The organism is Lysobacter sp. TAB13, from assembly GCF_052113885.1.
Lineage (GTDB): Bacteria > Pseudomonadota > Gammaproteobacteria > Xanthomonadales > Xanthomonadaceae > Lysobacter > Lysobacter gummosus.
Map to the genome: position 1 here is coordinate 184,251 of NZ_JBFRDR010000007.1, position 11,954 is coordinate 196,204.

Consider the following 11,954-nt stretch of genomic DNA (forward strand, 5'->3'; position numbering starts at 1 on the left):
AATTTTTGTGGGAGGGGCTTTCAGCCCCGACGCTTTCGGCTCAGTTCGTCGCTGAGGTGGGGCGCGCGGCCCTCACCCCAGCCCTCTCCCGCTGCGCAGGAGAGGGAGCTCAAGTCGCGCCTTGAATCTTTTGTGGGAGGGGCTTCAGCCCCGATGCTCTCGGCTCAGTTCGCCGCGAAACCCCGGCGCATCGCCCTCATCCACGCCCGAACGCATCGCGGGAGAGGGGCGCAAACCTCACAGCTCGCAGAAGCAATACGCCAGCGCCTTCACCGGCACGCCGCTGGTGGGCTTGATCGCGCTTTCGACGAAACGCAGGTCCGACGCGGTCTGCGGCAACGCCTTGGCCAGCAGGCCGCGGGCGAGGTCCGAACGTCCCAGCAGCGCGCTGCCGGCGTTGCTGGAGGCGAAACCGGCGAAGAAGCGCTCGAACGGCGTCGGCATCTTCTCCACGTAACGCACGCGGTAGTCGCCGGCCTTGCCGAGCTTGGCGCGCGCGGCGACGTCGTCGATCGCGTTCTGCAGTCCGCCCAGGTCATCGACCAGTCCGCGTTCCTTCGCCTGCGCGCCGCTCCACACGCGGCCGCGGGCGATCGCGTCGATCTCTTCCACCGGCTTCTTGCGCGCGGCGGCGACGCGACCGGTGAAGTCAGCGTAGCCCTTGTTGATGATGGTCTGGATCACCTGGCCGACTTCCGGCGCCAGCGGCCGGGTGATGTCGAAGGAACCGGCGAAGCGCGTGGTGCCGACGCCGTCGGTGTGCACGCCGATCTTCTCCAGCGCGCGCGGCACGGTCGGGATCATGCCGAAGATGCCGATCGAACCGGTGATGGTCGACGGATCGGCGTAGATCTTGTCGGCGTTCATCGAGATCCAGTAACCGCCCGAAGCGGCCAGATCGCCCATCGACACCACCACCGGCTTGCCGGCGGCCTTGAGCGCGACGATCTCGCGGCGGATCTGCTCGGACGCGAACACCTCGCCGCCGGGCGAATCCACCCGCAGCACCAGCGCCTTCACGTTTTCGTCGTCGCGCGCGTCGCGCAGCAGCGCCGCGGTGGACACGCCGCCGATCGAGCCGGGCGGCTGCTCGCCGCCGCTGATTTCGCCCGCGGCCACGACGATGGCGACCTGCGGACGCTGGTCGGCCGGATTGAGCGTGCGATCCAGGCCGGCGACGTAGGCGTCCATGGCGATCTGACGGAAGCCGCCCTCGGCGTCTTCGTCGGCGACGCCGCGCTTGGTCAGCATCTCATCGACTTCTTCGCGGGTCTTGAGCCCGTCGATCAGCTTCAGCCCCAGCGCGTACTTGCCCATGTCGCCCTTGACCGCGTCCAGCCGCTGCGGCAGTTCGTCGATCGAGGCGATGAGGTCGGCCGGCTTGAGCTTGCGCGCCTTGGCCACGTCGTCCAGATACCGCGTCCACAGGTCGTTCATCCAGAACAGATCGGCGGTCTTGGAGTCTTCCGAGGCGGCGTCGAGGATGTACGGCTCGGCGGCGGACTTGTACTCGCCGACGCGGAACAGGTGCACGTCCACGCCGAGCTTGTCCTGCAGGCCTTCGCGGTAGTACTGGCGATAGCGGCCCAGGCCCTCGAGCATCATCCCGCCCATCGGGTCGAGGAACACTTCGTTGGCCTGCGCGGCGATCAGGTACTGCTTCTGGTCCATGGTTTCGGCGAAGGCGACGACTTCCTTCTTGCTCGCCCGCACCCGCGCCACCGCGGCGGCGACGTCGCGCAGCGAGGCCATGCCGGTGCCCTGCAGCTTGTCCAGGCGCAGCACGACGCGCTCGATGCGCTTGTCGTCCTTGGCCGCGTCCAGCGCGCGGATCACGTCGCGCAGCTGCACTTCCGGGCTCTTGTCGCCGAAGGCGCGGCTGAGCGCGCGCGAGGCCGGGTCGCTGCTGTACTGCTCCACCAGCGCGCCTTCCGGGGCGATCACCAGGGTGGTGCGTTCCAGCAACGGCTTGACGCCTCCGCCGAGGCTCAGCGCGGCCAGGAAAAACAGCAGGAAACCGAAGAACAGCAGGTTGAAGACCAACCGGCGGGTGAAGTTCATCGTGTCCCAGACGCCGATGAAGAAACGGGCCAAAGGCCCGCGACGTGGGGAGGTATCGTTCATTGGCACAGGCTCCATGTATACGGCTCAGACTAACCCGGCACGGGGCGGGGTTTCACCCGCCATTCGTAACTGTGAGTAGCGGGGAGGCGGAAAAATACGGGGAATAACAAGTGCAAATGGTGGATTGAGGCACAAACCACAGGCACGCCGGCCCTGAACGTCCATTCTCCATTGCCTTTGTTTCCCTCATTCCAGCCTTTCAGGTGCAGCCGGTTTCGTGCGGATCGACCTCGTGCGGGGACTCGCTGGCCATCCGCGCGGCCAGCCGGTCGGGCTGGCTGGAGCGGATGAACCGCGCGCACAGCAGCACCGAGGCCACGGTCAGGCCGGCGATCAGGCCGATCCACATGCCCTTCGGGCCCCAGTTGAGGCCCAGACCGAGGTAGGCGCCCACCGGCATGCCCACGCCCCAGTAGGCCAGCGCCGCCAGGACCATCGGCACCCGGGTGTCCTTGAGCCCGCGCAGGGCGCCGGCCGAGAGCACCTGGATGCCGTCGGGGAACTGGAACATCGCCGAATACAGCAGCAACGACGCGGCCAGGGTCGCGACCGCGGCGTCGGCGGTGTAGAAGCTCACCAGCAGTTCGTTGGCGGTCAGCAGCAAGATGCCCGACACCAGCTGGGTGCCGATCACGATCGCGTACCCGGCCAGCCCGGCGTAACGCACGCCGGCGTAGTCGCGCCGGCCCAGCGCGTGGCCGACCCGCACCGTGGTCGCCTCGGCCAGCCCCATCGGCACCATGAAGCACAGCGCGGACAGGTTGATCGCGATCTGGTGCGCCGACGCCGGCACCTCGCCCAGGCGCCCGATCAGCAGCGCGGTGACGATGAACAGACTGCCTTCCATCAGCACGGTCACGCCGATCGGCAGGCCGGTGGCGAGCAGGCCGCGGATGGTCGGCCAATGCGGTTTGTCGAAACGTTCGAACAAGCGCAGGTCGGCGAAGCGTTTGGCGCTGCGCAACACCAGGAAGAAACCGATCGCCTGCACCCACAGCATCGCCGCCGAGGCGATGCCCAGACCGCCGGCGCCCATTTCCGGCAGGCCGAACTTGCCGAAGGTCAGCACATAGCCCAGCGGCAGCAGCACCAGCAGGCCGCCGGCGCTGAGCAGCATGGTCGGCAAGGTCCAGTGCAGGCCTTCGCTGAGATAGCGCATGCAGAAGAACAGCGTCAGCGCCGGCACGCCCCAGCGGATGCCGTGGAGGAAGTCGCGCGCGCCGGGAATGATCTCCGCGGCGATGCCCATCGCCGCCAGCGCATGCGGGATGAAGGTCAGAAACGCAAATAAAAACACGCTCAGCAACACCGCCATCCACAGCGCCTGGCGGAACAGCGCGCCGATCTCGCCGCGCCGGCCGGCGCCTTCGAGTTGCGACACCGACGGCGGCACCGACAGCAAGGTACCGATCGGCACCATCATCGGCAGCCACCACAACGCGGTGCCGATCGTCACCGAGGCCAGCGTGGTGGTGCTGTGGTGGCCGGCCAGGGTGTTATCGACGAAGCCGATCAGGCCGGTGGAGACGTGGCCGGCGACCAGCGGCGCGGCCAGGACCAGGGTCGTGCGGATCTCGCCGGCCAGGCCGGCGCGGGAGAGGGAAGGCGATGACGCGGACATTGTGCGGGACCAACGGCACGACTGCGGCCGCGCATCCGGTCTAGGGCGCTGGCGCCGGGTCGCGGCGGACGGCTATCTTACCCGCTCGAAAGTGAAGGCCGGGGAGCCTCTAACTCGACCGCCAATGAGCGCAACTTCTTCTTCAGACTCCAGCCACGCCGGCGGCCATGCGGCCGACGGTCAGCACGACCTGACCCACTGCGAAAACTGCAAGACCGCGCTGCACGGGCATTACTGCTACCAGTGCGGCCAGTCGGTGGTCAATCCGATCCGCCACGTCGGCCATGCGCTGGAGGAAGTGTTCGAATCCTTCTGGCACCTGGACGGCCGCATTTTCCGCACCTTGCGCGATCTGCTCTCGCCGGGCCGGGTCGCCCGCAACTACATCGCCGGCCATCGCGTGCGCTATGTGGCGCCGCTGCGGTTGTTCGTGATCGTTTCGGTGCTGACCTTCTTCGTCGCCCAGTTCGCGATCCACATCGACGAAGCCAACCAGTTCATCAACATCACCAACCTGCAGGACGGCACCGTCCGCCTGGGCAACTCCAAGAGTTTGATCAGGCATGCCGACAGCATCGCCGAGGTCGAGGAAGTGCGCGCGCGCACGCTCAAGGAACTGCAGACCGCCAGCGCCCAGGTGCCGGCCGAGGCGCGCGGCGCCATCGACAAGTCGATCCAGGGGCTCAACCGCCAGGCCGACAAGCGCATCGACACGCTGCGCATGGAAATGCAGCTCGATGGCGCGCAGGTCGCCGCGCAGAAGGCCGAAGGCCAGCGCGCGGCGGCCACTTCGGAAAGCGACAGCATCAACCAGGCCAAGACCCTGGCCGAGGTGGAAAGCGCGCGCGACGCCCGCATCGCCCAGACGATGCAGAACGATCCGGCAAAGTGGGAAGCGCAGTCGGACATGGCGATCGCGCGCGGCAACAAGATCCGCACCATCAACGCCGAAGCCGGCTGCCGCATCGCCCAGCTGCAGCGCGAACACGCGCAGACCAGCGAAGGCGCGAGCGTGCGCAAGTCCGACTTCGACCGCTACGGCGAAGCCGATTGCGACGACATCGGCGATCCGCTGTCGTTCAACGGCAAGGCCTGGAACGCGGCCACCAATCCGCTCATCGTCACCTGGTGGCCGAAATTCGCCAACGACTGGCTCAACAAGCAGGTCGGCCGCGGCGAGGCCAACATCAAGCGGCTGACGAAGGAACCCTGGCGTTACGTGCACGCGCTGATCAGCGCCGTGCCGACCGCGCTGTTCCTGATGGTGCCGCTGTTCGCGCTGCTGCTGAAACTGGCCTACCTGGGTTCGGGCCGCGGCTATCTGGAACATCTGGCGATCGCGTTGTACAGCCACGTCTACCTGTGCCTGCTGCTGCTGGCGATGTTCGTGCTTATGCTGCTCAACGGCGCGATCACGCCGCACTGGAGCAGCTTCAGCTGGATCAGCGGCCTGGGCATCGGCCTGCTGTGGACGTGGATGCCGATCTATCTGCTGATCATGCAAAAGCGCGTGTACGGCAACGGCTGGCCGCTGACCCTGATCCGCTACACGGTGGTGGGTTCGCTGTACTTCGTGCTGATGAGCATGGCCGCGGTGTTCCTGGCGATCAGCGCGATCGTGCGGATGTGAGCGGCGTGGACGCCATCGGCGGCGGGCTGATCTACGAGGTCAATCTGGACCTCGACGCCGCCATCGCCGACGACTATCTGGCCTGGCTGCGTCCGCACATGCTTGAGCTGTGCGCGCTGCCGGGCTTCATCGACGCCCGCCTGTACGCGGTGGAGGAACCTGCGGCCGAACCCGGCCGCGCCGCGTGGTGCGTGCACTACCGCCTGCGCGATCAGGCCGCGCTCGAGGACTACCTGCGCGAGCACGCGCCGCGCCTGCGCGCCGACGGCATGGCGCGTTTCGGCGGCCGCTTCAACGCTTCGCGGCGGGTGTTGCGGGCGATGGCGGACTGAGGCGAAGCAGTAGATCTCGAAGCGCGTTCGCGCCCCTGAGCGATCCCGCGGCCTCGCCGCGATCTGCCGAGGTCTTTTGTGGGAGGGGCTTCAGCCCCGATGCTTTTCGCTCAGGTCGGCAGCGATCCATGTGCAGGCGCACCGCGACCTGAGCCAAAAGCATCGGGGCTGAAGCCCCTCCCACAAAAGCACCCGCTTTACGCCATCTTCGTCGCGACGATCGCGGTCACCCTGTGCGCCAGCGCGTACCACTGCAGCGCGGTCACCGCCGCGCGATCAACGCGTCAAGGCGTCGCTCAGCCACGCCGCGCGTTGCGCGGGCGGCGCGGCGAGCAGGCCGGCGCGCAATCGCTCGCGATCCTGCGGCTGAGTGCGCTGCGCCAGCACCGCCAGATCCTTGCGCTGCGCCGGGGTGAGCCCGCGCAGGGCCGCCAGCATCGCCGCGTGCTGGGCTTCGGGCAGTTGCGCGAGCAAGGGCTGCAGCGCCGGATAATCGGCGCCGAGCGCGGGGCCCAGCAGCCAGCCACGGCGTTCGCTGCGGTCGATCGCCTCGAACTGCGCGCGCAACGCCTGTTGCTGATCGGCCGGCAAAGCGGCGAAACGCGCCGCCGCGGCTTGCACCTGGGCGCGTTCGTCGGCGCTCAAGGCCTGCCAGGCCAGGTAACGCTCGCGGCGCTCGCCGCGCTGCTGCGCGCTCAGCTCGCCCCATTGCGCGGCGCGCTGGCCGAACTCGCGGCGCTGGTCTTCGTTCCACGAATCCCAGCGCTGGCCGTTCGCCTGCAACCGCGCCTGCGCGGCGGGCGGCAAGCGGGCCAGGGTTTCGCTCAGCTCCGGCGGCAACGCCTGCGCCGGCAGCAAAGCGGCCAACGCAAGCGTTGTCGCGACGGCGCACGTTCGCAGCCAACGGGCGGAATGGATGCGGGGCATCACTCGCCCTCCTGAGTGTCGGTTTCCGAGCCTTGGGTCTCGCCTGCGGCCGGCGCCGTGCCCGGAGCGGGCTGTGCGGCCTCCGGCGGCACCGCCGGGGCCTGCGCCGGAATCGTGCCGGCGTCGCGCGCGGCCAGCCAGCTGCGCAGTTCCAGGTCGTCCGAGGCGGCCTGGCCCTGCGGATCGGCCAGCAGCTCGAAATCACGATGGGCGATCAACCCGGCTTCGCGGCTGTAGCGATCGGCCGGCGCCGCGGCCTCGGGCAGCGCGCTGACCGTGACCCCGTCGGGACCGCCGAGCCAGCGGCCGGCGAAGCCGCCGGGCCACCAGAAGGTCGCGGCGAAGGCCAGGGCGCACAGCGCCAGCAGACTCCACAGCAGCGGCATCAGCCAGCGCGGCCGCGGCCGCTTCGTCGCCGCCGCGCGCGGTTGCGCCGCCGATGCGCTCACCGCCACGCCTTGCAGCGCCGCTTCGCGCGCTTGGGCCAGGCGCTGCAGCCGCTCCGGCGGCAGGGTCTTGATCCGGCGGTGGACCTGCTCACGCAATTGCTGCCAGGCCTGCGGGTCGGCGCGGCCGTCGGCGTGCCGCGGCAGCGCGCGCTGCAGGGCCAGCCGGTAGGTCGGCGGGGCCACGCCCAGCACCGCGGCAGCCTCGTTTTCGTTGAGCCCGGCGGCCAGCCGCAGCAGCAGCGCCGCGCGCGGCCCGCTGCCCAGTTCGGCCAGGCGGTCGGTGACCTCGACCGGGATCGCGACCGGGGTGCGCTGGCGCAGGCCGGGCTGGGTCAGCAGCAGCGACCAGAACCGGCTGGGCCATTCGCTGAGCGCCGCCTCGGCCGCGAGCGCGCGGAAACCGGTCATCGCCGCGGCCAGCGCGGCATCGCCGGCGGCGGCGTCGCCGGCCTGCAATTCGGCCAGTACCGCGCCGCGCCGTTCGACGCCGCGCAGGAAGGCCGAGAGGGCGGCGGGGGCGTTCGGTCGGGGGGCGGAAGGGCCTGGGGCGGGGGCTGCGGAACTCATCGGGACGACTTCACCATACGGTGCATCATAGCGATGCGCGGGGCGTGGAAAACCGCTTGACAAACCGCACAGACGCGTCAGCGCGAAGCAGGACGCGGCTTGCAGCCAAATCCGGTTGTGCACAGCAGTAATGGAACCGTCATGGGGCCTCATTTCGTTGGCACGCAAGCCTTCATTACAACGATGTTTCACGGTCAAAGCCTTGATACGCAAGGCATTTGGCGTGTTGGCGATTTTTTCACCAACCTAACCCGAGGGCTTATTTCAACGCTCTCGCGCATCGCTGCCGACCCGCCATGCACAGATTTATCCACAGCCCATGTGGATAAGGAGATTTCTCTTTCCGATCCCGTTAGTTACGTGACTTTCGTCAGATAAACGGAAGCAATGACCTGCAACTGCCTCGTCTGCCGCCGGTCCGCGCCGCTCGCTAGACTGAAGCCATGTTCGAGGCCCTTCCCCTGCCGCCGCCGACCGTCTGGCGCGTCGCTTTGCCGCTGCCGCTGCCGCGCCTGTTCGACTATCTGCCGCCGCCCGGCGACGCCGGTTCCGACCCGGTCGGCGCGCGCGTGCAGGTGCCGTTCGGGCGCCGCGAACTGGTCGGCGTGGTGGCCGAAACCGGCGCCCCCGAATACGACACCGACCCGGCCGCGCTCAAGGCCGCGATCGCCCGGCTCGACCCGGAGCCGCTGCTGGACGGCGAGCTGCTGGCCTCGCTGCGCTGGCTGGCCCGCTACACCCACGCTCCGCTCGGCGAGGTGCTGGCGACCGCCCTGCCCGGCCCGCTGCGCCACGGCGAGCCGCTGCCCGACACCCACGCCTGGGCCTGGCGCCTGAGCGAGGCCGGGGCGACCGCGCGCGAAGGTCTGCGCGCCGGCAAGCCGCGGCGGCTGGCCGACCTGCTGGCCGAACACGGCGCGCTCGACGAAGACCGCCTCGACGACCTGCTCGAAGACTGGCGCAGCGCCGCCCGCGCCCTGGCCAAGCGCGAGCAGGCCGAGCGCATCGCCATCCCGGCCGTCCATCACGCCCCGGCGCCGCGCCCCGGGCCGGCGCTCAACGACGAACAGCAGGCCGCGGTCGATGCGCTGCTGGCCGCGCGCGGCTTCACCGGCTTCCTGCTCGACGGCGTCACCGGCAGCGGCAAGACCGAGGTCTACCTGCACGCCATCGCCGACTGCCTGGCGCGCGGCAAGCAGGCGCTGATCCTGGTGCCGGAGATCGGCCTGACCCCGCAGACCCTGGCGCGCTTCCGCGCCCGCCTGGGCGTGCCGGTGCACGCGCTGCACTCGGGCCTGAGCGACGGCGAACGCGCCCGCACTTGGGCCGCGTTCGCGCGGGGCGAGGCGCGGGTCGCGGTCGGCACCCGCTCGGCGGTGTTCCTGCCGCTGCGCGAGCCCGGCCTGATCGTCATCGACGAAGAACACGACGGCAGCTTCAAGCAGCTCGACGGCATCCGCTACCACGCCCGCGACTTCGCCCTGGTCCGGGCCAAGGCCCTGGACGTGCCGGTGCTGCTGGGCAGCGCCACGCCGTCGCTGGAGTCGCTGCGCAACGCCCAGGCCGGGCGTTACGGCCATCTGCACCTCAAGCGCCGCGCCGGTCAGGCGCAGCCGCCGCGGGTGCGCGTGCTCGACGTGCGCAAGCGGCCGCTGCAGGCCGGGCTGTCGCCGGAACTGATCGAACGCATCCATGCCGAGCTGCGCGCCGGCGGCCAGGTGCTGGTGTTCAAGAACCGGCGCGGCTACGCCCCGGTGCTGCTGTGCCACGACTGCGGCTGGACCGCGCACTGCCCGCGCTGCAGCACCCCGCTCAAGGGCACGCCGATGACCGTGCACGCCGGCGGCCGCCGTCTGCAATGCCATCACTGCGGCACGCGCCGGCCGGCGCCCGACGCCTGCCCGGATTGCGGCGGCCTGGCGCTGCAATCGCAAGGCGCCGGCACCGAGCGGATCGAGGAATCGCTGGCGGCGCGCTTCCCGGAGTTTCCGGTGCTGCGCATCGATCGCGGCAGCACGCAAAAGCGCGACGCCCTGGAGAATCTGCTGAAGGAATTCGGCACCACGCCGGGCGTGTTGGTCGGCACTCAGATGCTCGCCAAGGGCCACGACCTGCCCAACCTGACCCTGGTCGCGGTGGTCGGCATCGACGAAGGCTTGTTCAGCGCCGACTTCCGCGCCCGCGAAAAACTCGCGCAATTGCTGATCCAGGTCGCCGGCCGCGCCGGCCGCGCGGACAAACTCGGCGAAGTGATTCTGCAAACCCATCACCCCGAACACGAACTGCTGCACACATTGCTGTCGGGCGGCTATCCGGCCTTCGCCGAAGTCGAGCTGGCGCAGCGCGAAGCCGCAGGGTTTCCGCCGTTCGCGCACATGGCGCTGATCCGCGCCGAGGCGCAGCAGGTCGAAACGGCCAATGCCTTCCTGGCGCTGGCGCGGCGCGAATTCGAAGCCGTCACCGCGCAGCGCGCGGGCGCCGCGCGCACCACGCTGGAGGTCAACGGCCCGGTGCCCGCGCCGATGCCGCGACGCGCCGGTTATCTGCGCGCGCAGCTGATCCTGTCGGCGCCGCAGCGGCCGGAACTGCACGCCGCGCTCGATGCCGCGCTGCCTGCGATCTACGCCGCGCCGGAAGCGCGCAAGGTGCGCTGGTCGCTGGATGTGGACCCGGCCGATCTGTACTGAGCCCCGCTTTGCGCAGCGTTGCAATGCGGGATAGCGCGGCCTGCTTCGTCTTCAATGGAGCGCGCGCCGCACACGCGCCTCACTCTCAAAGGACTGTATGACGACTCTCCGTATCCGCGCCGCACTGAGCCTGGCCATCGCCTCGATCGCCGCCCCCGCCGCGCACGCCGCCGACTTCGCCGCCTGTTTCAGCCTCAAGCCGGGCGCGGCCTATGAAATGGACGACAGCAAGATCCGCGTCGTGCGCGAGCGCTTCGGCGACCGCGACGCGATCGCGCTGGTCTCCAGCGGCAGCGGCGTCAAGACCTCGACCTATTACGATCCCAGCGGACGCGCCTTGCTCGGCAGCGTGCAATACGGCATCGCCGCGCTCGGCGGCAACGCCGCAGCGCCGGTCATCACCGAACGCTACACCCAGACGCCGGAATTCCCCGCCAAGGCCAAGCCCGGCGACAAGTTCAAGCTGCGCGGCGCGGGCAAGCGCACGCTGCACAACGACGACAGCGTCGAAGACTTGAACTATCCGGGTTTCAGCGACTTCACCTTCATCGGCTTCGAAGACCTGGAACTGTCGGTGGATTTCACCCCGCGCACGTTCTCCGGCACCTGTCACCTGAAGGCCGGCGACGCCGAGCACTCGGCCGAATTCTGGTACGCGCCGGGTTTCGGCCTGATCAAGTTCGTGCGCTTCCAGGGCAAGGAAGCGTTCTTCTCGCAGCAGTTGGAAAGCATCACCGCCGAGTGAGTTCGCGCGGGTTTCGATTCGCTAGCTCTTCGGCTTGACCGTGGGCTTGCTCGCGCCGGCCGGCGCCGCTGGTGCCGGCGCGGCCGGCGCGGGTTTCGCACCGCCCTTGGGCTTGTCGCGAATCCACACGATCTGATTTTCGCGCCGCGTCTCGAACAAGCCGATCGCTTCGATCAGATCGCTGAGCTTGCGATAGCCGTAGTTGCGCGAATCGAACGAGGCCTGATTGGCGATCTGATGCCCGACCGCGCCCAGATGCGACCAACCATCGTCGCCGCTGACCGCTTCCACCGCGCGCCGCAGCATCAGCACCAGGCGGGTGTCGCTGCGCAGTTCCTTGGCGCTGCGCGGCTGAGTGGTCGCGCTCGCGGCTTCGTCGGCGCCGGCGTCTTCGCTGGGCGGCTGGCCCAGGCCTTCGACGTAGGTGAACTTCGAGCAGGCGTTGACGAAGGGCTCGGGCGTTTTCTTCTCGCCGAAGCCGTACACCTTCACGCCCTCGGTCAGCAGCCGCATCACCAGCGGAGTGAAGTCGGCATCGCTGGAAACGATGGCGAAGCCGTCGAGGTTGCGCGCGTACATCAGATCCATCGCATCGATGACCATCGCCATGTCCGATGCGTTCTTGCCCTTGCTGTAGGCGAACTGCTGGATCGGCCGGATCGCGTATTCGTGCAACACCGCTTCCCAGCTCTTGAGCCCGGGGCTCTTCCAGTTGCCGTAGGCGCGGCGCACGTTGGCCACGCCGAAGCGCGCCACCTCGGCCAGGATCACGTCGATCTTCGCCGCCGGCGCGTTGTCGGCGTCGATCAACAGGGCGATGCGTTTTTCTTCTGCGGCGGCGGCCATGCGATCGCTCCGTGCCGGCCGTCCGG

General features: G+C 69.1%; 9 protein-coding genes. 4 read left to right on the forward strand and 5 right to left on the reverse strand.

Annotated features, from left to right (window positions below; genetic code table 11):
- Positions 1-237 precede the first annotated feature (237 nt).
- Entirely contained in the window at positions 238-2,124 is a 1,887-nt protein-coding gene (sppA, locus tag AB4Y92_RS11095) for a signal peptide peptidase SppA (protein ID WP_441819693.1), read from the reverse strand.
- 199 nt (positions 2,125-2,323) lie between these two features.
- Positions 2,324-3,745: an MATE family efflux transporter gene (locus AB4Y92_RS11100; protein WP_441819694.1), complete on the reverse strand. Its 1,422-nt coding sequence runs from the start codon at positions 3,743-3,745 to the stop codon at positions 2,324-2,326.
- A gap of 124 nt (positions 3,746-3,869) precedes the next feature.
- Here AB4Y92_RS11100 and AB4Y92_RS11105 point away from each other — a divergent pair, with 124 nt between their 5' ends.
- Entirely contained in the window at positions 3,870-5,375 is a 1,506-nt protein-coding gene (locus AB4Y92_RS11105; protein ID WP_441819695.1) for a DUF3667 domain-containing protein, read from the forward strand.
- 5 nt (positions 5,376-5,380) lie between these two features.
- Positions 5,381-5,707, forward strand: coding sequence for a DUF4286 family protein (locus AB4Y92_RS11110; protein ID WP_441819696.1), 327 nt, complete (start codon positions 5,381-5,383; stop codon positions 5,705-5,707).
- Between the two features lie 276 nt (positions 5,708-5,983).
- Here AB4Y92_RS11110 and AB4Y92_RS11115 read toward each other — a convergent pair whose 3' ends face one another.
- Entirely contained in the window at positions 5,984-6,574 is a 591-nt protein-coding gene (locus tag AB4Y92_RS11115) for a DUF3106 domain-containing protein (RefSeq protein WP_441819697.1), read from the reverse strand.
- Between the two features lie 59 nt (positions 6,575-6,633).
- Positions 6,634-7,650, reverse strand: coding sequence for a hypothetical protein (locus AB4Y92_RS11120; RefSeq protein WP_441819698.1), 1,017 nt, complete (start codon positions 7,648-7,650; stop codon positions 6,634-6,636).
- 443 nt (positions 7,651-8,093) lie between these two features.
- Between AB4Y92_RS11120 and AB4Y92_RS11125 the strand changes: the two genes are divergently transcribed.
- Both AB4Y92_RS11125 and AB4Y92_RS11130 read left to right on the forward strand, forming a co-directional pair.
- The gene (locus AB4Y92_RS11125; RefSeq protein WP_441819699.1) at positions 8,094-10,337 is read left to right on the forward strand and encodes a primosomal protein N'; all 2,244 of its coding nucleotides are present in this window, start codon (positions 8,094-8,096) and stop codon (positions 10,335-10,337) included.
- Between the two features lie 97 nt (positions 10,338-10,434).
- Positions 10,435-11,082 (forward strand): hypothetical protein, encoded by a 648-nt coding sequence (locus AB4Y92_RS11130; protein ID WP_441819700.1) that lies wholly within the window; start codon positions 10,435-10,437, stop codon positions 11,080-11,082.
- A gap of 21 nt (positions 11,083-11,103) precedes the next feature.
- Here AB4Y92_RS11130 and AB4Y92_RS11135 read toward each other — a convergent pair whose 3' ends face one another.
- Positions 11,104-11,928: an NYN domain-containing protein gene (locus tag AB4Y92_RS11135; RefSeq protein WP_441819701.1), complete on the reverse strand. Its 825-nt coding sequence runs from the start codon at positions 11,926-11,928 to the stop codon at positions 11,104-11,106.
- Between the last annotated feature and the right edge of the window lie 26 nt (positions 11,929-11,954).

What these genes read in the sequence shown, in the direction of transcription:
- sppA (WP_441819693.1), bottom strand. Translation starts at nt 2,124, where the DNA reads ATGAACGATACCTCCCCACGTCGCGGGCCTTTGGCCCGTTTCTTCATC.
- AB4Y92_RS11100 (WP_441819694.1), bottom strand. Translation starts at nt 3,745, where the DNA reads ATGTCCGCGTCATCGCCTTCCCTCTCCCGCGCCGGCCTGGCCGGCGAG.
- AB4Y92_RS11105 (WP_441819695.1), top strand. Translation starts at nt 3,870, where the DNA reads ATGAGCGCAACTTCTTCTTCAGACTCCAGCCACGCCGGCGGCCATGCG.
- AB4Y92_RS11120 (WP_441819698.1), bottom strand. Translation starts at nt 7,650, where the DNA reads ATGAGTTCCGCAGCCCCCGCCCCAGGCCCTTCCGCCCCCCGACCGAAC.
- AB4Y92_RS11125 (WP_441819699.1), top strand. Translation starts at nt 8,094, where the DNA reads ATGTTCGAGGCCCTTCCCCTGCCGCCGCCGACCGTCTGGCGCGTCGCT.
- AB4Y92_RS11130 (WP_441819700.1), top strand. Translation starts at nt 10,435, where the DNA reads ATGACGACTCTCCGTATCCGCGCCGCACTGAGCCTGGCCATCGCCTCG.
- AB4Y92_RS11135 (WP_441819701.1), bottom strand. Translation starts at nt 11,928, where the DNA reads ATGGCCGCCGCCGCAGAAGAAAAACGCATCGCCCTGTTGATCGACGCC.